The organism is Staphylococcus sp. GDY8P196P (assembly GCF_017891705.1).
GTDB classification, from domain to species: domain Bacteria; phylum Bacillota; class Bacilli; order Staphylococcales; family Staphylococcaceae; genus Staphylococcus; species Staphylococcus ureilyticus.
Genome location: NZ_JAESJS010000021.1, coordinates 169,307 through 191,996, shown reverse-complemented (window position 1 = coordinate 191,996; position 22,690 = coordinate 169,307). Strand labels below are relative to the sequence as shown.

The 22,690-nt window shown below is 31.5% G+C and carries 23 protein-coding genes, 2 tRNA genes and 1 pseudogene; 9 read left to right on the top strand and 17 right to left on the bottom strand.

What is annotated here, in order from left to right:
- Nucleotides 1-124: 124 nt before the first annotated feature.
- Nucleotides 125-547, bottom strand: a complete 423-nt coding sequence (locus tag KA814_RS12525; protein WP_046207911.1) for a MarR family transcriptional regulator — start codon at nt 545-547, stop codon at nt 125-127.
- Between the two features lie 202 nt (nt 548-749).
- Between KA814_RS12525 and KA814_RS12520 the strand changes: the two genes are divergently transcribed.
- Nucleotides 750-1,754 (top strand): acyltransferase family protein, encoded by a 1,005-nt coding sequence (locus KA814_RS12520; RefSeq protein ID WP_064209410.1) that lies wholly within the window; start codon nt 750-752, stop codon nt 1,752-1,754.
- Nucleotides 1,755-1,874: 120 nt separating this feature from the next.
- The gene (locus tag KA814_RS12515; RefSeq protein WP_064209411.1) at nt 1,875-3,035 is read left to right on the top strand and encodes an aminotransferase class I/II-fold pyridoxal phosphate-dependent enzyme; all 1,161 of its coding nucleotides are present in this window, start codon (nt 1,875-1,877) and stop codon (nt 3,033-3,035) included.
- A 402-nt stretch (nt 3,036-3,437) separates the two neighbouring features.
- Here the strand turns inward: KA814_RS12515 and KA814_RS12510 are convergent, their stop codons facing one another.
- From KA814_RS12510 to KA814_RS12485, 6 genes are all read right to left on the bottom strand, one after another.
- Entirely contained in the window at nt 3,438-3,875 is a 438-nt protein-coding gene (locus KA814_RS12510) for a MarR family winged helix-turn-helix transcriptional regulator (protein ID WP_064209412.1), read from the bottom strand.
- A gap of 242 nt (nt 3,876-4,117) precedes the next feature.
- Entirely contained in the window at nt 4,118-4,309 is a 192-nt protein-coding gene (locus KA814_RS12505) for a hypothetical protein (protein ID WP_064209413.1), read from the bottom strand.
- A gap of 47 nt (nt 4,310-4,356) precedes the next feature.
- A complete protein-coding gene (gene menB, locus KA814_RS12500; protein ID WP_046208091.1) occupies nt 4,357-5,175 on the bottom strand; it encodes a 1,4-dihydroxy-2-naphthoyl-CoA synthase in 819 nt (272 codons plus the stop codon).
- Entirely contained in the window at nt 5,168-5,974 is an 807-nt protein-coding gene (gene menH / locus KA814_RS12495; RefSeq protein ID WP_064209414.1) for a 2-succinyl-6-hydroxy-2,4-cyclohexadiene-1-carboxylate synthase, read from the bottom strand. Before menH ends, menB begins: the two co-directional genes overlap by 8 nt.
- Nucleotides 5,961-7,643, bottom strand: a complete 1,683-nt coding sequence (gene menD / locus KA814_RS12490) for a 2-succinyl-5-enolpyruvyl-6-hydroxy-3-cyclohexene-1-carboxylic-acid synthase (RefSeq protein WP_064209415.1) — start codon at nt 7,641-7,643, stop codon at nt 5,961-5,963. Before menD ends, menH begins: the two co-directional genes overlap by 14 nt.
- Complete coding sequence (locus KA814_RS12485) at nt 7,636-8,988, bottom strand: isochorismate synthase (protein ID WP_046208088.1); 1,353 nt, start codon at nt 8,986-8,988, stop codon at nt 7,636-7,638. The genes menD and KA814_RS12485 overlap by 8 nt, the downstream gene beginning before the upstream one ends.
- 190 nt (nt 8,989-9,178) lie before the next feature.
- Between KA814_RS12485 and KA814_RS12480 the strand changes: the two genes are divergently transcribed.
- Nucleotides 9,179-10,117: a 1,4-dihydroxy-2-naphthoate polyprenyltransferase gene (locus tag KA814_RS12480; RefSeq protein ID WP_064209416.1), complete on the top strand. Its 939-nt coding sequence runs from the start codon at nt 9,179-9,181 to the stop codon at nt 10,115-10,117.
- Between the two features lie 84 nt (nt 10,118-10,201).
- On the opposite strand, the gene KA814_RS12475 is transcribed toward KA814_RS12480, so the two are convergent.
- Nucleotides 10,202-10,753, bottom strand: a complete 552-nt coding sequence (locus tag KA814_RS12475; protein WP_046208086.1) for a GNAT family N-acetyltransferase — start codon at nt 10,751-10,753, stop codon at nt 10,202-10,204.
- Nucleotides 10,754-10,929: 176 nt separating this feature from the next.
- On the opposite strand from KA814_RS12475, the gene KA814_RS12470 reads away from it, so the two are divergent.
- Nucleotides 10,930-11,142 carry a TM2 domain-containing protein gene (locus KA814_RS12470; RefSeq protein ID WP_046208085.1) on the top strand — a complete coding sequence of 71 codons (213 nt, stop codon included), beginning with the start codon at nt 10,930-10,932 and terminating at the stop codon, nt 11,140-11,142.
- 108 nt (nt 11,143-11,250) lie between these two features.
- The gene (locus tag KA814_RS13855) at nt 11,251-11,340 is read left to right on the top strand and encodes an SAR1012 family small protein (protein ID WP_019469096.1); all 90 of its coding nucleotides are present in this window, start codon (nt 11,251-11,253) and stop codon (nt 11,338-11,340) included.
- Nucleotides 11,341-11,803: 463 nt separating this feature from the next.
- Here the strand turns inward: KA814_RS13855 and KA814_RS13850 are convergent.
- A pseudogene (locus tag KA814_RS13850) lies at nt 11,804-11,935 on the bottom strand (MazG-like family protein); the annotation flags it as partial.
- Between the two features lie 96 nt (nt 11,936-12,031).
- On the opposite strand from KA814_RS13850, the gene KA814_RS12465 reads away from it, so the two are divergent.
- On the top strand, nt 12,032-12,373 hold the full coding sequence (locus KA814_RS12465; protein WP_080937822.1) for a magnetosome magnetite crystal formation protein family: 342 nt from the start codon (nt 12,032-12,034) through the stop codon (nt 12,371-12,373).
- Between the two features lie 736 nt (nt 12,374-13,109).
- Here the strand turns inward: KA814_RS12465 and KA814_RS12460 are convergent.
- The 3 genes from KA814_RS12460 to KA814_RS12450 form a co-directional block, all read right to left on the bottom strand.
- A tRNA-Ser gene (locus KA814_RS12460) sits at nt 13,110-13,198 on the bottom strand.
- 2 nt (nt 13,199-13,200) lie between these two features.
- Nucleotides 13,201-13,275: transfer RNA gene (locus KA814_RS12455), tRNA-Asn, on the bottom strand.
- 153 nt (nt 13,276-13,428) lie between these two features.
- On the bottom strand, nt 13,429-13,992 hold the full coding sequence (locus KA814_RS12450) for a competence protein ComK (RefSeq protein WP_046208083.1): 564 nt from the start codon (nt 13,990-13,992) through the stop codon (nt 13,429-13,431).
- A gap of 251 nt (nt 13,993-14,243) precedes the next feature.
- On the opposite strand from KA814_RS12450, the gene KA814_RS12445 reads away from it, so the two are divergent.
- The gene (locus KA814_RS12445; RefSeq protein WP_046208082.1) at nt 14,244-14,462 is read left to right on the top strand and encodes an IDEAL domain-containing protein; all 219 of its coding nucleotides are present in this window, start codon (nt 14,244-14,246) and stop codon (nt 14,460-14,462) included.
- A 78-nt stretch (nt 14,463-14,540) separates the two neighbouring features.
- On the opposite strand, the gene lplA is transcribed toward KA814_RS12445, so the two are convergent.
- On the bottom strand, nt 14,541-15,530 hold the full coding sequence (gene lplA / locus KA814_RS12440) for a lipoate--protein ligase (protein ID WP_046208081.1): 990 nt from the start codon (nt 15,528-15,530) through the stop codon (nt 14,541-14,543).
- A gap of 197 nt (nt 15,531-15,727) precedes the next feature.
- Here lplA and KA814_RS12435 point away from each other — a divergent pair, with 197 nt between their 5' ends.
- Both KA814_RS12435 and KA814_RS12430 read left to right on the top strand, forming a co-directional pair.
- Nucleotides 15,728-15,913, top strand: a complete 186-nt coding sequence (locus tag KA814_RS12435; RefSeq protein ID WP_002508073.1) for a YkvS family protein — start codon at nt 15,728-15,730, stop codon at nt 15,911-15,913.
- A gap of 5 nt (nt 15,914-15,918) precedes the next feature.
- Nucleotides 15,919-16,521, top strand: a complete 603-nt coding sequence (locus KA814_RS12430) for a CPBP family glutamic-type intramembrane protease (RefSeq protein ID WP_046208080.1) — start codon at nt 15,919-15,921, stop codon at nt 16,519-16,521.
- A 190-nt stretch (nt 16,522-16,711) separates the two neighbouring features.
- Here KA814_RS12430 and KA814_RS12425 read toward each other — a convergent pair whose 3' ends face one another.
- From KA814_RS12425 to KA814_RS12410, 4 genes are all read right to left on the bottom strand, one after another.
- A complete protein-coding gene (locus KA814_RS12425) occupies nt 16,712-18,220 on the bottom strand; it encodes a bifunctional metallophosphatase/5'-nucleotidase (protein ID WP_046208079.1) in 1,509 nt (502 codons plus the stop codon).
- Between the two features lie 196 nt (nt 18,221-18,416).
- The gene (locus KA814_RS12420; RefSeq protein ID WP_046208078.1) at nt 18,417-19,775 is read right to left on the bottom strand and encodes a TrkH family potassium uptake protein; all 1,359 of its coding nucleotides are present in this window, start codon (nt 19,773-19,775) and stop codon (nt 18,417-18,419) included.
- Between the two features lie 18 nt (nt 19,776-19,793).
- Nucleotides 19,794-21,548 (bottom strand): S1C family serine protease, encoded by a 1,755-nt coding sequence (locus KA814_RS12415; RefSeq protein WP_107521929.1) that lies wholly within the window; start codon nt 21,546-21,548, stop codon nt 19,794-19,796.
- A 192-nt stretch (nt 21,549-21,740) separates the two neighbouring features.
- Nucleotides 21,741-22,538 carry a TerC family protein gene (locus KA814_RS12410; RefSeq protein ID WP_046208076.1) on the bottom strand — a complete coding sequence of 266 codons (798 nt, stop codon included), beginning with the start codon at nt 22,536-22,538 and terminating at the stop codon, nt 21,741-21,743.
- Between the last annotated feature and the right edge of the window lie 152 nt (nt 22,539-22,690).

Here is a 22,690-nt window from a genome sequence, read left to right as displayed (position 1 = left end):
GATAGCTATTTATTTTTTCTGTTTCTATGCATTTTTGGTTCATTTGAACCCTATCATAACTTTGTATCATATCGCTGTGTTACATAATAAAATGATGCTGAAAATTTTAGCCACCATTTGTCATTTACTTGATATAATGATGATGCGTATTTAATTTATTTAATAAATAATTTAGATTTTCAATATCATTTGAAGTTAAATTTTGACACCTTGCTTCTATCAAAGCCACCCTAACTTCGTTAATTTGTTGAACAAGTGCTTTTGTTTTTTCTGTAATCATTAAATCTTTACATCTTAAGTCTTTGTTTGACTGTTTACTAGTTATATAGCCCATTTGACATAATTTTTTGATCCATCTAGACACAATAGACTGTTCTTTATTAATTTTCATTGTTAAATCATATTGTGATAACACATTATAATGATATAAAATCCTTAACATTTCTAACTGTTCTGAAGTTAAATCTGTGCGTTGGCCAAACCTTCTACTGACTAAATTTAAATCATTACTTGTAAGTGTAATTAATTGTTCTAGTTGTTTATACATGTTGTTTCATCTCCACTACTTTAATTAAAATGTTCAATAGCATTTAAATTTATTATTTTATTTTCTAATATTATAATGTTATTCCTCATAATATACAATAATAATCTACAAATCAGTCGGTTTTGTTGCATTTGTCATATGTTTTATAATAAATTAGTAACAGTGATTATAAATTTTACCTGCATATAAAAGGAGCAACCCTATGACACAGTTAAAAGAAAGAGATTATTTCTTCGACAATGCGAGAATGATATTAATTTTTCTTGTTGTATTTGGTCATTTATTACAACCATATACTGAAGAAAGTAAATATCTTTCTTCACTTTATTTAACTATATATAGTTTCCATATGCCCTGTTTTTTATTCATCTCAGGTTATTTTGCTAAAAAAGCAGGCAAAGCTGGTTATCTAGAGAAAGTTTCAAAAAAATTGTTAGTACCTTATTTTATTTTCTTTGGATTTTTCACCTTTTACTATTATTTCACAGGAAAAGAGGACAGTGTTAAATTCGATCCATTTGATCCTGTTTTTGCATTATGGTTTTTACTGACATTATTCTTTTTCCATGTCATATTAGTAATAGTAAAAGACTATAAACCTTATTTTGTATTACCAATATCTATTATTATTTCTTTATTTGCAGGTTACTCAGATAATATTGACAATTATTTAAGTTTTTCAAGAACAATCATGTTCTTCCCTATTTTTTATTTAGGTTATTTATTTACGAGTGAACATACACGTGTGTTAAGAAATAAGAAATTCATACCGGTCGCTGTTAGCATTTTACTCCTTTTTTATATCATTTATACCTTGCATCCTATAAATGCTGATTGGTTATTAGGTGATTCACCTTATATGTCACTGGAAGGTAAACAAGATTTATATAGTCCAATTAAACGTTTGCTATTATACTTTATTATTTTAATTACAATGTTTTCTTTCCTTAATTTAATACCTGAAAAAGAAAGATTTTTCACATACATTGGGCGTCGCACTATGTATGTCTATTTACTACATGGCATTGTAATTGGTATTATACGTGGTTTTAATATTTATCCGTTTAAAGACCACATCTCTATACTGACTTATATATATCTACTCTTATTTACTAGTATAATTGTATATGTATTATCAACTAGATTTATCTCTAAGTGGACCAATCCAATTATTAACTTGCAATCCCCTTCGAATTTTAAAGATTAAAATAATTTCCAGCCGATTTGTAGTTGATTCAAATATGTTACGATGGTAGTAATTTGATATTTTAAGCTAGTCATACTTATTTAACTACAAATCGGTATTTTTATTTTGAGGTGAAAAACAATGAAGCTATCATTAAACGACAATTCTAAATTTTTAACAGCACCAAGTATTAGGCAATTTTCAAATAAAATTAAAGATATTGATGATTGTATCAATTTGACAATCGGTCAACCAGATTTTCCTATGCCTGATGTCGTAAAAAATGCATATATTACTGCAATAAAAGAAAATCAAACAAAGTATTCTCATAACAAAGGGTTACTTGAAACACGAAATGCAGTCAGTCATTATTTTAAACAGCGCTATGGTTTCCATTATAGCTCTGATGAAATTATTATTACAAATGGCGCTAGTGAAGCGTTAGACACAGCTTTGAGAAGCATTATTAACCCAGGTGATGAAATATTAATCCCCAGCCCTATTTATGCAGGTTATATCCCTTTAATTAAAACACTTGGTGGCGTTCCTGTATATATCGACACTACACAAACAGATTTCAAAATAACACCTGAAGCAATCAAGCAAAATATATCGTCAAAAACAAAAGCAATTCTTTTAAATTATCCGACAAATCCCACTGGTGTTATTTTGACTTATGATGAAATTCATGCACTTACAGAAATGTTAAAAAATGAAGAGATTTTTATCATTAGTGATGAAATTTATGCAGAAAATACCTTTAATCATCAACACACTTCTTTTGCTGAATTTAAATCCATCCGTGATCAGTTATTGCTCGTCAATGGATTAAGTAAATCTCACTCTGCTACTGGGATTCGCATTGGTTTTCTAATAGGTCCTGAATATTTAATTGAAAAGTTAACATTTATGCATGCCTATAATTGTATATGTGCTAATGTACCTGCTCAAATAGCTTGTATAGCAGCATTAAACGAAGGATTAGATGCACCTCACTATATGAACAAAGCATATATTGAAAGACGAGATTTTTTAATCACAAAACTACAATCTTTAGGTTTTAAACTCGACGCTAAACCAGAAGGTGCTTTTTATATCTTCCCAAGTATTGAAAATTTCACAGAAAATGATTTTGATTTTTGCGTTGATGTACTCGAAAAAGCACACGTTGCAATGGTACCAGGTTCTTCATTTACAGACATTGGTAAAGGCCATGTGCGTATTTCTTATGCCTATGAACTCGATGCCTTAAAAGAGGCAATGAGAAGATTAGAACTTTATATAAAAGAACATTATGAATAACGACTTGTTATTTTGTATTTAAAATTTATTTACCAATGATTACTACGCTAACTTCCATATTCTATGTAGGCAGCCAAAAAACTCAATTGAATATAATCAAAAAATTTTAGTGTGATTAATATCCGACATTCGATTAGTCGGTATAATGATTTAATAAATCGAGAAACTATATCAAATTGTTAATAATAGTAGGATTAATAAAGTGAATTTTTTAATGTGATTATTATGCTGAGGATTATGAGGAAAACTTACTTAGAGATAACTACGCACTTAAGCAGAGGTAATTTTCTTAAAAATATATCTGTTAAGAAGTATGACATAAAAGAGGCTCGTAAATGAATTTCTAAAAATTCATTTACGGGCTTCTTTTATATTACGCTTTATATTTCAAATATGTGCATTTTATTGATAAATATTTTTTTCAGCAAATTTTTTCATTAATTTATAATATATATCTATATCTTCTGAACTCATATTGAACTGAGTTAACACTTCATCTGAAATTTGCTCAAATTTCTCTTTTAACACACTTCCCTTTTGTGTCAATTGTACTTTAACTCTTCGTTCATCCTCTTCTGTTCTCATACGTTCAATTAGTCCTTTTTTTTCGAGTCTCTTAATAATTGGGCTTATTGTACCAGAATCTAAATATAATTGATCGCATAATGTCTTGATAAATACAGGATTTGAGTTTTCAATATATAACATCACTACATAATTTGGAAAGCTAATATCATACTGCTTTAGGTGTTTGTTAAATTTATTTACTATCTCTTTACTAGAAACATAAAACAGAAAACACATATCTTTCATAAGTTCTTTATTTTTATATTGTGTCATTCATTACTCTCCTCTGCCCTTTTTTATTATATTAATAGAAATTTTATTTTTGGTCAAATATAATAACAAAATGTTTAAAAGTTTTAACATTACTAGTATTAGTCAATAGAATATTCTGAAAACTAATTTTATCCAACTTACATGTTTTTCATTTAATTTTTAATAATAAATTTAAAACCTGGATTTTCATTTTATATTCTCATTTTTATCATTGATGTAAATGAATTTTTTTAACTTTAGATTCATTCATATAACCAGTCATTATGTATCATTTTGGTAATAAGGTGTATTCGTTCGAACCATGCATTGGTCAATTTGTCATTCAGCATCAAATAATCACTAGACAACTTTAAAACAATAAAAAAACCGTTAATTTCTAAATATTCACTAGAAATTAACGGTTGTCGTTTTAGTTTTAATACCATGACTTTCATTCAAAAGCCTCTATATTTATTGACGCGTTGTTACTAAATATCTTTACTTATGGAAATTTAGGGAATTGATCAAAATCAGGATTACGTTTTTCTTTAAACGCATCTCTGCCTTCTTTAGCTTCGTCTGTTGTGTAATACAACAGCGTAGCATCGCCCGCCATTTGTTGTAATCCTGCTAATCCATCAGTGTCAGCGTTCATCGCTGCTTTTAAGAATCTTAATGCTGTCGGAGAATGTTGCATCATTTCTTCACACCATTTCACCGTTTCATCCTCTATATCAGCTAAAGGTACAACAGTATTTACTAAGCCCATGTCTAAAGCTTCTTGTGCATTGTATTGACGGCATAAATACCATATTTCACGTGCTTTTTTATGTCCTACAATGCGCGCTAAATATCCTGAACCATAACCTGCATCAAATGATCCTACTTTTGGACCTGTTTGACCAAATATTGCATTATCTGCAGCGATTGTTAAGTCACAAACAACATTTAATACATTTCCGCCACCAATTGCATATCCTCTAACCATCGCGATGACAGGTTTTGGAATAATACGTATCAATCTTTGTAAATCCAACACATTAAGACGCGGAATTTGATCTTCACCTACATAGCCACCATGGCCACGTACTTTTTGGTCTCCACCTGAACAGAATGCTTTATCACCTTCACCTGTAAGGACAATAACCGAAATACGTTGATCATCTCTAGCTCTTGTAAATGCATCTATCATTTCTTGTACCGTATTCGGCGTAAACGCATTACGAACTTCAGGTCTATTAATAGTTACTTTGGCTATGCCGTTATAAAATTCGTACTTAATCTCTTTATATTCTTTAATTGTTTCCCATTGTCTAGTCATTTTGCTCCTCCTTAAAAATAAAACCTAACACTATTTTATCAAATTCTGTCATTTCTTCCACATGTACAGTATGACCACTACCACTAACTTCATATAGACTCGTCTCTGGTATTAAGTCGCACATGTGATAACCAATTTTTATAAATTTTTCGTCGAAACTTCCTACAATTATACAAGTTGGAACTGCAATATCTGATATTTTTGGCCATAAGTTAGGCATTTGTCCAGTACCATACTCTCGTAAAGCTTTTGCTAATCTCACAGGATTTTGTTGTAATCGCATTTGACGAATCTTTCGTTTTGTTTCTGTATTTAAATTATACTGACTTTGAAATAAAGGTAATTTTTCCCAATCATTTACAAAAATTTCTAATCCAGCGATTTCTAAAACTTTTGCACGTGCTTGATCAATTTGAATTCTTTCGATGCGGTCGTCTTCATCTGCAATACCTGGTGAACTGCTTTCTAATATCAATCCATTTAAGTGGCACGTTCCATAAAGCGCATAATATAAAGCGATTCTACCGCCCATAGAATAACCGTGTAAAAAAATACGATACGCCTTAAACAAAGCTAATGTATCGTCTAATAATTGGCAGATAAATTCGAAATTCCAAGTACTCGTTTCACTTGATTGATCAAAACCATGACCTGGCAAGTCAATGGTTAATACATTGATTTCATCTGTGAACGTTTTGATATGTTCATCGAATGTCGATTGATCACTTATAAATCCATGTAATAATACGATCAAATCATTTGAGTTCTTTGTAGATTGATGAAATTTATAATGTAACATCTATAATATCACTCAATTTCAAATAAAGATTTTGGTGTTGGCTTAAGTTTTCATCACGACTTGTAATGATTTCATATATATGTGCACCAAGTTTTGACAGTTCTGCATACTTAAAAGTTTCAATTGTTTCAAAACGTCTGTAAGAAAAATCATAAAGTAATGCAGCATGTTCAAAGTTTAATCCTGTCGGTGTACCAAATAGTCTTTCAAAATAAATATCAGCAGACGACTTTTGTGGTAAAAAGGAGAAAATTCCGCCGCCATCATTATTTAAAAGTATGATATTTAAGTTAATATCATTTAATTTTGACATAAGTAAACCATTCATATCATGGTAAAATGCTAAATCACCTATTAATAATGTGACACGTTTATGTGCTGCCATTCCTATCGCTGTAGAAATAACACCATCTATGCCATTTGCACCTCTATTAGCATAAATCTCTGCTTCACAATCTATAAATAAGTTATCGACATCACGGATTGGCATACTATTGCTAACAAATAATGCATCCTCTTTCGTCAATTTATCTAATAGATTTGCTACAAAAGCTGACTCATCCGTAGCAGTTCTCAAATAATCTTTGATTTTAATATGTGCTTGCTTTTCTAGTGATTGCCATTTTTCTAACCAATTTTTTCGTTCTACAGTTGGAATTTCAGAAAGCTGCCTAAAGAAATCATTAGCCGACATTTCGTAAGATACATGCGGTACCTTTGGAAATGCATCTGGTTGATCATTATTTTGCACTAATATTTGAAAAGCTTCTGTAGCTTTTAACCATTGATTTACTTTTTTAGAAATCACTGGTTTACCTACGCGAATAATAAAATCAGCATTTATAGATAATCCCGATCTATACAGTAAATCATAAGTTGTCACTACATTAGGATGATGTTCTTTACGTAATTGACTCAAAGGGTCTGCCAAAATAGGCATGTCATGTATGGTTGCATAAGTAAGTATTTGATCTACATCTTGATGTTGCATATCACCCACAACAATGAGGCCTTTACGTTTTTGCATAATCGTTTTGATTTCATTCAAACTTGCTGTTTTTTGATAATGAGGCAAGATCTTATTATCTGAATTTAACCATTCTACTTTTTCTAGGTTCGGTGTTAATGGCTCTCTAAATGGCAAATTCAAATGTATGGGTCCACGATGCGGACCGTAGAAATATTGGCTTGCTTTTTGTATTTGAAATTTGATAGTGTTTAACAAATAATCTTGTGATTCATCGGCATCTGCTATTGGAAAATCAAATTGGTATTGAACATAATTCTCGAACATATTTGTTTGATTTATCGCTTGCGGTGCACCTATTCCTCTTAATTCATGCGGTCTATCACTCGTCAATACGACTAATGGTAAATGACTTAAATCACTTTCTGCAATTGCAGGAGTATAATTGGCAGCTGCAGTACCAGATGTACATAAAATTGCAACTGGTCTTTCACTACCTTTCATTAACCCCATCGCAAAAAAAGCAGCGCTACGTTCATCTGGATGAATCCAAGATTTCAGTTTTGGGTGTGCCTCTATAGCAATAGCTAGTGGCGTTGAACGAGAACCAGGGCTTATTACCACTTCTCTTATGCCATATGCATATAGTTCTGAGACTAATGTAAAAACTTGTTTTGTTAAAGCGTCTGTGTGATTACTCATATTTCTCTACTCCTAAAGCTTTCATCATCGGATTGAATTTAACCGCAGTTTCTTCTACTTCACTATCAGCATCAGAATTTTGTACAATACCGCAACCAGCAAATAAAGTAGCTTGATTCTTTTTAATTAACATCGATCTAATAGCTACGATGAACTCACAGTTATCATACATATCAATATATCCTACTGGTGCGCCATATAGACCTCGTGTACCAAATTCATTATTTTCAATATAAGAAATTGCTTCTTCCTTAGGATAACCACCTAATGCTGGTGTAGGATGAAGATTATCTAATAATCCAATATATGAATTTTGTAACAACCGTCCTTCAATTTTGGTATATAAATGATATAAATGATCATTTGTTAAAATTTGAGGTTTTTTATTAAATGTAATTTCTTCTACATAAGGTTTGATATCATTTAATATACTTTTAACAACAAAATGATGCTCATTTAAATTCTTATCATCGTTTAAAAATGCATCAATATTTGCCTTATCTATGTCATCTCGATGTGTTCTTTTAATTGTACCAGCAACAGCTTTCGTCGATAACACGTCATCTTTGACTTCCATTAATTGCTCAGGGGTTTGGGAGAAAAACACACTATCTTGTGATTCAAGCACAAATAAGTAGCTATTATGTTCACCCTGCATTGCCCTATTGAGTATATATGGAATGTTAATGTTTTTATCAAACATAATAAGCCTTTTTCTTGCAAGGACAATTTTTTTATTTTCATCTAAAATATCAATTGTATCTTTAACTAACTCACGCCATTCGTCTTTATAAATATCGTCAATTCTTTTAATATCCCCTATTTCATCACTAGGTTGAACGTCCTTTTGTGTAAGTCTATCAATGATTGCTAAGAAAGTATCTATCTCAAACTTATCGGCTTCTACTGTATACGTTATAAATGATTGTCCCTGCTCCATCGTAACGAGTACTTCAGGTAAGACAAAATGATTAATACCAAACTCACGCCATTCATCACCTGATTTATGCGTTGAAAATTGGAAACCACCACAAATTTTCAAATGATGTCTTTCTGAATTTGGATGTATTAACTCAATATCATTTTTATACTTTTCCCACTCACGAAAAATAGATTGTTTATTTTCAAAATCGTTTTTAAATCTCGTGATAGCATGATAGCCAAAGAATGAAGTTTCGTTGTCATTTTTCTTGAAATAAAAACGGTCTCCCGCACAATCTTCGGTTAAATGAAATAATAATGTAGGTTCTAATTCATAATCTAATTTTGCTTCTACAGAAACCCAAGTATGGTTACTTTCGTATACCGCTTCGACAATTTCACTTTCCTTGACATCTAAAGTCATCTATTTCACTTCTTTCATTTCAATATCAGTTTACACTCATTATAATATTGTACCACTTTTCACAATCTGTGTACGTTTTTCAGCTTATTTCATGTAGACAATTTTTACGTAAGTTGACCTTTACAACTTCTTCTATTAAAATTAATTTGATAAAAATTAATTATATTAAAAGAATTCGAGGTAAATCATTATGGCATCTCAATACCAACAATATTCAACAGTCAGAAAATACTGGCACTTAATGCGGCCACACACATTGACTGCTGCAGTAGTTCCAGTTTTAGTAGGTACTGCAACTGCAAAAATATTCCTTCTAGGTAGTGAAGATCATCTAAAGCTTAGCTTATTCATTGCTATGCTAGTGGCATGTTTACTTATCCAAGCAGCTACAAACATGTTTAATGAATACTATGATTTTAAAAAAGGCTTAGATGACCATACTTCAGTAGGTATCGGTGGCGCAATTGTACGAAATGGCATGAGTCCAAAATTAGTCATGAACTTAGCCATAACATTTTATATTATCGCAGCGATTTTAGGTATATTTATCGCTTCCCAAAGTTCATTCTGGTTACTTCCTATTGGGTTAGTATGCATGGCAGTAGGTTACCTATATACAGGTGGACCATTCCCGATTTCATGGACACCTTTTGGAGAACTATTTTCAGGAATATTTATGGGTATGATAATTATTTTAATTGCCTTCTTTATCCAAACTGGTAACATACAAAGTTTAGCGGTATGGATTAGCATTCCAATTGTAATCACAATTGGTCTTATCAACATGGGCAATAATATCAGGGATTGGGTTAAAGATAAGGCAAGTGGTCGAAAAACATTACCCATTTTATTAGGGAAAAATAATGCTGTTCGCTTTTTAGCATTGATGTATATCGTTGCTTATTTGCTCGTTATCTATATCACTTTCTTTAAACCTGGTGGTTCGATTTTCTTCTTGCTAGCTTTATTATCTTTCCCAATGCCAATCAAAGCAGTTAGAAGATTTAAAAAGAACGACACACCTGAAACAATGATGCCTGCAATGGCTGCTACTGGAAAAACAAATACATTCTTTGGTTTCCTTTATGCATTAGGTATCTATATCAGTGCTTTATTAGGCGGGATTTAATAACACCCTGTATTTAATTTATTATATATACAAAATCGTTCTTCATTCATTTGATGAACGATTTTGTATTTTTACTAGTATATGCTAAACATGTACTAAGTGATAATGCATATGTCCATATAAATCAAATTCACTTTTAATTTCAAAACCTAATTTTTCATAGACACGTAATGCTGCAGTATTATCAACATCACAATTTAAACTCCATTTTTCATCTGGGTAGTTTGAAATGACATGTTTAATCAATTTCGTTGCTACACCATTTCCACGAAAATGAGGAAATGTTGCTACAGTTTCAATGTACCATTCATCATTAGCAGCCTCTTTCATCGGCATTGGTGTGCCATAAGATTTTATATCTTCCTCTAAATCCATGTCTAGCCATGCTTGTTCAAGTTCTAATTCTTTACTGCCAGGATATGCGATCAAACAGCCTGCAACGTTACCATCAATTTCATACACCCATACATTACTAATGTGCCCTCTATATTTTACATCTACCATGCTTTGTTCCATTATATTTAGCAAACGAAATTTTTCGACTTCCTTTACCATATCGATATCTAATTGACTCCAAATGATATAACATAATTCTGCAATATCTTTTTTGTCACTAGGCTTAGCTTTTCTAATCATTTTATTTCTCCTTTATTTATTACGATTATTAATTCCATTATATCTGAATCAATTTAAAATTTCGATGTAATAACAACCATATAATTCAAATTTTGTCACATTGTTTTATTTGTTCAATTTCACTATTTAAGAGATAATTAATACAATAATCTAGAAAATGAAAGGACATTATACACATGAAAGTAAACAAAGTTATATACGTCGTACTTGCATTTCTTTTGGGTTGGTGTGGCATACATAAATTTTACTCAAACCAATTACTACAAGGTATTATACATTTAATATTTTTTTGGACTGGCATCCCTTATATTATTGCTATCATTAGCGGGATATTAACAATTTTCTTTAACAAAGCAGATGAAAATGGTCTCATTACCCTCGAAAAATAGTTTTATACTAACTTGCTAAAAAATCCCTTACATTTTCATTACACTTATAAAAAATGGGTAAAGGTATGTAAGTAGCATGTATGAGTTTCGTTTAGGAGGTAAAATTTTATGAATATTATAAAACGTGTTTTTAGAACACTGATTGTCGGTTATATTGTAAGAGGAATTAGAAACTTAATAAGTAAAAAAACAAAATAAATTAAAGCCCCACTTCTCTATTTATTGAGTTAGTGGGGCTTATGCATGAGCTAGATCAGGCAATCCCTAATACCACTTCTCTATTTATTGAGTTAGTAGGATTATGCATGAGCTTAGCTCAGGTAATCTTTAATACCACTTCTCTATTTATTGAATTAGCGAGCTTATGCATGAGCAATGATGCTCCAGTCACATTGCAATAACGGAAAACAAATCCATATAATTATAAATCTCTCTCTTTTATGCACCCATCCACATCTAAATTATTCATTTAAACTTACTTTTATGTTTTACTGAAAAGCAATTACTATTTGCTAATGTTGTCGCATAATTTTTATTACGTATTTATCGAAAATTAACCGGACGTAACAAAAAAAGTTAAATCAACGTATTATTTACATCAATTTAACGGGAATTCGGCATTACCTTTACCGTCTTTTAAATCTTCCATTTTGTTACGTTATAATGTTGCACCGACTTTGCCAGCTTCTTCATAGAATTTTAATGTTCGTCTATCTGAATTACCATTATGTAATTTTATATCTATACTCCATTGTTCTACTTGTATTAATAATTGATCTAGTGTGTTCGTAATTTAAATATTCTTCCTTATCTAACAATATTGTCAGATTTTATATATTGCTTCAAATTTATTTTGTTAAGTGTTTTAATTGCTTTGGAGGTGATTATATTGAATCAATCTAATAAAAATCAAAATATTTTATCATCACTAAGTTATTTCAGTGTGTTTTTCGCACCAATTATATTTCCAATATTCGTTTGGATATTTGCTGAAAAACCAACTTCTACTCATGGTAGAAAAGCATTATTTAATCACATTTGGGTATATATTTTCTTATTCTTTGCAAATCTAGGTTTCATCTTTTCTCGAGAAGTTTTCGATAAACCTTTTGACAATCAAGAAGTAATATCTAATGTTTCATTCGGTATAGGCATTTTTTTATTACTCATTGCTGGCATTATATTTCTTTTCAACATCATTCGTGGTATCAAATTGCTTACGGATAAATAATATTGTCCCATCCTTAACTGGATAGCTTTTTCCATCTTTATATTCTCTCCCTTTCATCGTCTACATGCTACAATCTATCAATACTGCCGTGACATTAATTACAAATAAAGCAGCTATAAAGACTTAAAAAAAGTTCTTGTTAGAAACAATGTTGATAATTTTACATCACTTTTGATAAGACATACCCATGCATCAATATATTAAAGTAAAGAATTTTCAATGCCATATATTAGTAAAAGATTAGGTCATGCAAATATTGAAATTACTTGGTGAGTATATAATCATTTGCTTGAATAATTGAAATCACAGGAAGATGATAAGCTACTTAAAGCCTTTAATTTCTAGCTGGACATCTCAACGGACAAAAAATTTTAAAAGTGTTCAAGTCGTCCCATGTTGACCAAAATTTATAGAATTCACTTTTGTATATTTTTCATAAAATAAAAAGAACGCTGATTTAACAACGTTCTTTTGTTATCCAAAGTATTTACTTGAAATGATTTTTCTGTTTTTACGGAAACAGTTAAAGCCGAAAACGATAAGGCTATTTCAAGCGTTAGAAAGTATGGAAACTCACACCAATGCGTTGGCGTATCTTGTAAAATCTATATAACTATTGGCGTTTCATCGTCTTAAAAGTTCATTTAAGACACTTAACCAAGCTTATCCAAATATAATAAAAAACCCGTCAAATCAACGTTTTACTCACGTCAACTTAACGGGATTATCTAATTTACGGAAACGGAGGGATTCGAACCCTCGCGCCGCTCTCGCGACCTACACCCTTAGCAGGGGCGCCTCTTCAGCCAACTTGAGTACGTTTCCAATGGCTCCACAGGTAGGACTCGAACCTACGACCGATCGGTTAACAGCCGATAGCTCTACCACTGAGCTACTGTGGATAAATAGTATCTCTAATCAAGCACAAATATTATTATATCAATTAATAGCAAATTTTCAAGAGATATCGTAAAAAAATATGCAGAACATTTACACTAAATTAATATAATATTCCGCATATTCTACTTTTACATTAATATTTTTAATAAACTTTACTATTTACTTTCAAACAAAGAATACTTAGCAAGTGCTTCATATATATTTAATTGTGGTTTTGTATAATCTATAGGAGATTCTGGATCAAAAGTTGCAACTCTTGCCGCTCTATCCATCATATAATAATAATAAATACCATTTAAATATTGATGTTGCATGCTATGAGCTGAAATGTTTACAACGATAGATTGATTATCAACAAAGTTCACTTTGCATTTTTTATCTTTTAGTGATTTAATACTTTGAACATAATGGATATTAATCCATGTATTTTGTGTTTTTCTATCAGAATGTGTTGGAAAAAAATAAGTGGGAAATAAAGGAGTGAATAAAATCGGGGGCTTGCTGCTAATACCTGTAATTCGAATGGTATCCTCTTTTTTAAAAACATAACTACTACCATAAAATCTACAAGAGCGGTCAATAATTTTGTGGGTACGTTCTTTTATTGTACTTTCATCTTCTTTATACCTTAGCACTCTTGTTCCTTCATATTGGCCAACGGGTAAATGGCACGGTTGCAATGACATATCACCTTTTTTAATAATATACGGTTGAATCATAGTTGTAACCTCCTTGCAATTTTGGTGATACTCAAATAATATACTATCATCATTTTAAAATCAACTTATATTATAAAATATTTTCTATATATTCTACAATTAAATTTTAGTTACGAATCTTTTTCTATTTTTTAATTATTGAAAGTTTCGTTTTACACTTATTTTTTCGGAAAAGTCAGAATATTCGTTGATTTAAAAATCAAAACCTTGTATAATGTATTTTAAATATAGATAGAGGGGTTGTGTTGATAATGAAACATAATACACATGTAAAATACAATACTTTAGAGTCTTTTGTATCAACAATTAATGACTTAGGTATCGAATTAATCATTGATGAATCGTTAAGGAATGTCCGTAAGCAACAATTAGAAAATCTCATCGATCATGCACTTAAAAATAAAAACGAGAATGATTTCAAACGCTATACAGAAGAATATAAACATTTGGAGGCATATCTCGTTGGTTAATTTAGTTGTCATATATTTAAAATAAGGTCTATTCACTAATTAATTAAAGTTAGCGAATAGACCTTTTATATTGTTTATTTAAGACATTAATCTGATTAACTCATATCTATCAATATCTCCAAAATAGTGATAGATATCATAATCTGCTAATGCTTCTTCTATACTATCAAAGTCATGCAATGTGCCTTCCAATGCATGTTCTAATTCAGTAACGTCTCCCACACCGAAGAAGTCACCGAAAATTTTAGCATGTTCAATTCTTCCTTTTTTAACATCTAATTTAATTTGAACAAATCCCTTTTCAAATTTTTCTTCTCGTTCAAAATTATATTTAGGATTTCTACCGTAATTCCATTCCCAAGTACGATATTTTTCATTACTTAATTGCTCTATATTTGCCCAATCTTCGTCTGAAAGCTTATATTCTTCAACTTGTGTAGCCTCACCAAATATTGTTTTTAAAATAATTTCTTTAAAAGTATCAATATCTAATGGTTCAGTTAAGAATTCTGAGATATTAGCAACTCTACTTCTCACAGATTTAATACCTTTCGATTTAATTTTTGCTGGATTCACACGCAAGGCATTTTGAACTTCATTTAATTCACTGTTTAACATTAAAGTACCGTGGCTAAACATTCTATCTTTTACTTTGACCATGGCATTACCGGAAATTTTAGCTTTACCGATTTGAATATCGTTTCGGCCACTCATTTCTGCATCTAATCCAAGTGATTTCAATGCTTCCACTATAGGTTCAGTGAACTTTTTAAAATTATGAAAACTATTGCCATCATCATCCGTTATAAAACTAAAGTTTAGGTTGCCTGTATCATGGTACACGGCACCGCCACCTGAAATACGTCTGACTACATCTATACCATGTTCATCAATATAAGGTTGGTTCACTTCTTCAATCGTATTCTGATTTTTGCCAATAATAATTGAAGGACGATTGACATAAAACAGAAAATAACTATCGTCATTCGGCATGTGCTTTAATACATATTCTTCCATTGCCAAATTTAATGTTGGATCTGTAATATCATTATTACTAATAAATTTCATATACTGCACTCCTTTTCCTCTTAATACCCTTACCTTATTTATGCAATATTTTCATTAAAAATGCCAATCATTTAACTGATTTATACTAATTTTTCTAAAAAAAGAATGATAACTGTATATTTAAAGGTTATTTGTTTATTTGTCTGTCGTTTTTTTGTATAATACTATCTAGTTAGCATTTCTAGGGAGGATTCAATATGACTGTCGCAGAAGTCGGAAATATAGTAGAATTTTATGACGGTTTAAAAGGCCGCGTAGAAAAAATTAATGATAACTCTGTAATTGTAGATTTAACAATTATGGAAAACTTCAATGATCTAGACCTGCCTGAAAAAACTGTCATCAATCACAAGCGATATACAATCGTCGAACAAGAAGGATAGTTTATATGAATAGAATTTCAAACGCTTTAATCTGGTTTATTGTAAGCTTCATCGTATTTCACATTATTTTATATATCATGTGGGGTGAAAAGCAAGAATACTGGTACCTTTATACTGGTATCATGCTTATCGCAGGTATCAGTTATATATTTTACCAAAGAGATATTGAATCAAAAAGATTATTAACATCTCTAGGGATAGGTATTATTACGGGTATCGTACTCATTATTATACAGCTAGTTTTAGCAGCTATCTCATCAGATATTCAGTACGCATCACTGATTAAAGAGTTAACGCGAACAGGTGTATACTTTAAATGGCAAATGTTAGTTACTTTATTATTTGTGATACCGTGTCATGAACTTTATATGAGAACTGTATTACAAAAAGAACTACTCAAATTAAACATTCCAATGTGGTTAAGCGTATTAATAACAGCAATTTGTTCTGCTTCTTTATTTTTCTATCTAGATAAAATGTGGATTGTTTTCTTTGTATTCATCGTTCAAATTGTGCTTTCATTAAGTTATTATTATACGCGTAGAATTGCTACGACTGTCATAGCACAAATTGTTGCAGTAGTTATTCTATTAATTTTCCACGGATAAATTGAAATAGAAACACAAGCTTATGAATGATGTAAAAAAGATTAAGATTTTACAGCTTATACCCCACAGTTTGAAAGAGATGAGGGCATAAAAGGTCTCTGAATGAAAATAAACGCCAATTTCTATTGAAATAATATAGAAATTGGCGTTTTCTTTGGTTTTAAGAGATTTTTATAGCACATAAATTTTATCAAATAATAACATTAAATGTTTGTTTTTGTTCGATGTGGTAGTCATTATCTTTTAAATTTCTAGCAATTAATTCAACCATCGTAATTTCACCCGTTTCGTGAATGACAGCATCTTCTAAATATTGCTTATAGTTTCTATAGCAGTAATCAGTCATACTTACACGATACATGTGGTCTAATTTAATATTTTCCAATGTCACACGATGGTATGGCTCTGCATTCATATCTATTGTATAGTTAACACCTTGCCAAAACGTACATAAGGTTTCATCTACGATTGTTAAGCTCAATGCGCCGTCACTAAAAGCTATATGTGAATAGCAATACTCTAAAATATCATGAATCTGTTGACCTTTCATTGTTAAATCAACTGGGACATCTGGATGAGGATAGGCATTAAATAAATCTTCATTTGTAATGATGCCATTGAGCCCCTCTTCACCACTCGTTGGTAAGTGTACACAAGATATATCATAATCATAGGCTAATCGAATACTATCATGTAATAACTGTGTGAATGGATGAGGTTTTGTTATAACATCACTCAAACCATTTACCTCTGCTGACAAAGCATTTTCGTTTATGCTTTCTTCACTCCAATTACAAACTGTTTTTCTATCATAAAAAGTCAAATCTAATAATGCTTGGTCTTCTGGATAATGATTTAAATCCACAATTTTAGAATTGACATCTTCTAATTCATACGAATTTGTGCGTTTTTTAAAGTTAATCTTCACATGTATAAGTTGTTCAGCATTTTGTCCTGCTTGTACATAAAGCGTCTGATCATCTCTACCGATAAACGTTTGATGTTGATGACCAGTAATTAATAAATCAATAACGCCTAGGGTCTGCATGATTTTTTCCGCTTCATTTACATTTTGCTCACGCTCATTAGAGGTTTTATTTAGTTGATTTAGTCCACCATGGTATATAACAATTAAAAAGTCTGGCATTTCGCTTTCATGAATAAATCGAATCCAACGTTTAGAAGAGCGTAATGTTTTTTCAATTCGTACATCATTTTCCATTTCAAAATGTTCACGCTCCATTAGCCCATCTGAAGTCAAACCCACTATTGCGATTTTTACACCTTCTATTTCTTTAATTGTATATGGTGTAGAAAAATATGGTTCTTTTGTACGTTTATATTCAATATTTGCCGATAACCATGGAAACCTAGACAATGATACTGCCCTTGAAAAGAATGACAGACCAAACTTAAATTCATTAGGACTAATACCACTTGCATCGTATTGCATAGCATTCATCAATTTTATCATTGGATGACGTTTATAAGGTGCTACAACTGCATAATAAAATGCTGCTAACGAACCTGCTAAACTACCACCACTGTCTAATAAAATAACGTGATCATTTGTTTCTCTAATACTTTTAACATAAGATCCTGCTCTATAAATATTGGAATTATTCTCACCACTTTGAAAATAACTATGCATATCAGAAGTAGTGATAATGTCTATTGCGATTTTTTCACTTTTTTTCATACGCCTCTCCCCTCATTAATATTAGTCTAACACGTTTCTAAAATAGCTTGAAATAATAATAAACATTTATCATCAACAGTGAATATTTGCCAACTATACGCTTTGATCCTGAAACTAAAAGCACCAGTACATCATTTGTTAGATGTACTGGCACCATTGTTTCATAAACTATTCAGTTCAGATTTACATTTAACAATCAACCAATTTGTACGCGTTCTTTAGGATAATGAAATTTATCAGGTTCTCTACGTCCACCAATCATAATAATAAAACTGATTAAACCAACACGGCCAATTAGCATCAACACCATCAAGACACCTTTACTCATATCATTCACATCACCAGTAATACCTAATGATAATCCACAAGTTCCAAATGCCGACATAACTTCAAAAAACGCTTGTAAAAATGAAACCTTTCCATTTTCAACAACCAGTATAAAAATCATACTCGTAAAAGTTAATATGCTAGCCATGATAAAGACAGCAAATGAACGTTGAACATCAGTTATGTGAATTTCACGATTAAATGCTTTGATAGACGTTTTTTCAGGTTGGTTGCTAAAGTTTAAAAGGAATAATATTAAAATCGCAAACGTCGTAGTTCTAATCCCCCCACCGACAGAACTAGGGGATGAACCTATAAACATCAGTATACCCATAACAATATTCGTACCTTCTCCAAAACCACTTACATCAATAGTTTGAAGCCCCGCGCTCCTTGTGGTAGCTGATTGGAATAATGCATAAAATAGCGATTTGTGCCAACTCATATTCTGAAAAGCTTGGTTATGTTCGAATAAAAGGATAATTAATACACCGAAAATAAACAAACCAAAATAAGTGACCGTTGTGATTTTTGCAAATAATGAAAATCTAAAATTAGGAATTCGATTTTTGATATATGCTTTCACTTCTATCAATACAGGAAAGCCAATTGAACCTAACATGATTAAAAACATAACAATAGTTTGCACAAAATAGTCATTTGCATATGGTATAAGTGATTGTCCAGTTATATCAAGCCCACCATTTGTTGTTGCTGATACCGATACAAATAATCCTTGCATAATTGCATATTGAATGTCGGGGTTATCTCTATAGAAATAAAATGCTAATAATGATGCACCAACAAGTTCTATGATAATGATTGTTCGAACAATATCTAAAATCAATTTCACAGTACCACTCATCGTATGTTTATTATTATCAAGCATGATTAATTGGCGTTCACGCATACCAATATGTTTACCTAAGACAACCCACAGCATAGTTCCAATGGCCATAACACCAATACCACCTAAATTTAGTATCAGCATGATAACCACTTGGCCAAATGTTGTGTAAGTATCAATAATGTTAACTGGCGTTAGACCTGTTACACTGACACCTGACACAGCAACAAACAAGGAATCAATTGGATCTACAGAGACATTGGACTTATGGACAAACGGCAAGTTCAGCATTAAAAATGCCACGATAATTGCCGCGATATAATACATTACAATCCCTTGTTGAGGACTTGATTTTTTTAACAATTGGTTGAAAATGGACAACGTTTCTTCACCTCAACGTTACTTCAGTTTAATCTTAATATCCTTTTCTTTACCATCCCTATATATTTTAGCTGGTAGCGTTTTTAAATCATCTTTATGATTAAAAATAATTTGTCTATATCTAAGATTATCTTCTAATGCTTTACCATCTAATTCTACTATGACATCATTTTTTTGCAACCCGGATTTTTCACCTAATGAATCTTTTTTAACATCACCTACTAGCACGCCTTTTTTAACATCTTCTGGTAAATTAATAGATTGTTTGGTAGCTTCATCAACCTCACTAATATTAGCAATCTTCACACCTGTATTAGGATATTTAACTTCACCTTTATCTTCTAATTGCTTGGCAATGTCTTCAGCGTCATTGACCGGTATGGCAAAGGCAATACCTTCAACATTATCCATATCTATTTTCAAGGATGCTATACCTACTAACTTACTATTTCTATCAATCACGGCTCCACCTGAGTTGCCCGGATTTACAGGTGCATCTATTTGGAAAGCACTCATTAACACATCATATTGATCGTCTTTATTGATATCCACTGGTATGTGTCTGTTCAAACCTGAAATAATACCATCAGAAATACTTCCTTTAAAATCTACACCTAGAGGGTTTCCTACGACTATAATTGGTTCACCTAGTACTAAAGTACTGGAATCGCCTATTTTAATTGGTTTCACTTTACTATCCGATTTTACTTTAGCTTTAACAACGGCGATATCTGAATACTTATCCGTGCCAACAACTTTTCCAATCGCATAGTCATCATTACCATATGTAATCTTCTGTTCTTTTTTATCTCCAACCACATGTGCGTTGGTCATAATAAAAATAGAGTCGCCCACTTTTTTGTAGACGACACCTGAACCTAATTCATTTTCTTTACCTGCTTCTTGTGTCTCTTTTTCGGCAGAAGTTCTATCATCACTTGTATCATTTTCAACAGTTACTACTGAATGAATTGCACTGTTTGCACTTTTCATTGTTGTTGTATAAGTTTTATCTTTATTTTGATTATCGTTAAACACGCTATCATTTGAAGTACCATTTTCATCAACATTTTTGAATATAGCTTGTATGAGTGTAAGTAAAACAATAACTGCAACAACAATTAAAATTTTAGCCCAATGTTCAATAAAGAAAGCCTTAACTTTATCAGAAGTATTAGCTGTGCTTTCATGCTTAGTTTCATTGTTACGATTCGAATGTTCACTGGCACTTTTTTGGTGCTTCATTTGGACAGATGTTTGTTCATCATTACTCAAATAATCATCGACTCTAGATTGTTGTGCATTCTCTGAGTAAAAGTTTTCTTCCTGCTGTTTTTCAGCTGGGACATGTTGTTCATTTGATTGTGCACTGTTATTTTGATCCACATTCTCAACATGTGATGATTTTGAATTTATATTATTTTTTTCATCCGCTATGTTCTCGTTTTCATTGTATGGATGATTGATATTGTCCGCTGAGGTTGACTCATCGTTTTCTGTTCTCTCTGGTGTATGTTTTGAGTTCCGCGCAGCAGCAATGGCTTGTTGTTGCTGAATTTCTTCTTGTGTAAGCTTTTCAATACGTGCTTTTCTTAAATTTTCTTTCACACGCTCTTCATTATTTTTAGCAAGTATTTCAGCCTTTTCTTCACGCTGTTTTCTAGCTTGACGTTCTTGTTGCACACGTTGTTCCCGTTCCTCGTTATGAAAGTACTCACGTCGTTTGCGTCCATACTTTACTTTTGGGATGACATGTTTTTTATTTTGCGTCACAATAAGCCCCCCTATTACTTTTGATTGCAATTCTATTATGACATATCAAATATAATTTTTCTGCTTTATTTTGTCATATAAAGTTAGCATACTACAGATTATAGTCTCTTTTATTAAAAAATTCTAACTTTATCTCATGAAAAATAAAACAAAGCCTGAGACATAGTTTTTTATGACTCAGACTTATTTATATTATTTATGTTCTTTTTTATTATTTTTAACAGAAGTTAACCAACCAATAATCACAAGTGCAATCATAACCGTCCAGAAAATAGATTGCCATAATACACTGTGTGGGAAGTGTTCCGGTAATATTTTAATATCTGGGTGCGCTAACACCATAATAACTAATTTAATACCTACCCAGCCTACAATTGCAAATGCAGCACCTTCTAAACCAGGATATTTATTCAATAGATTTACAAACCAAGTGGCAGCAAAACGCATGATGATTACACCTAGCATACCACCTAAGAACATGACTGCAAACTGTCCAAGGTCCATACCACCAAAGTGTATACCAACAGTAGGTAAAGTTACTGCAATAGCAAGTGCAGCTAACATAGAGTCAATCGCAAAGGCAATATCTGCAAATTCTACTTTTAATACTGTGCCCCAAAATGCTTTTGGACTTGCATGTATTTCCTCACCTGACTCATCATAATGGTGGTCATCCGTACCATCTTCTTTTTGGTGATCTTTTTCATTAAAGAATGATATAAGATTCTTAATGGACATGTATAATAGGTAAATTGCACCCAATGCTTGAATCCACCAAAAATGTGCGATGATGCTTATTAAGAATAAAGAAATAAAACGGAAAATAAATGCACCTAACAGTCCATAAAACAATGCTTTTTTACGTTGTTCTGGAGGCAAGTGTTTAACCATGACTGCCATTACGACAGCATTATCTGCTGCTAATAATCCTTCTAAAAATACCAGTACTACTAGAACCCATAAATAAGGTAAAATTAAACTCGGATCCATTTAGGACAACTCCTTTAGTTTTTTACATAAAAATAGAGACCTAAGCTAAGTAAATGCTACACACATTTTCGATCATATACACGCCTATAGTAAATTAAACTTTTAGCTTTATATATTTTGTATGTTTGTAACATTTATAAGCAAAGGTCTCA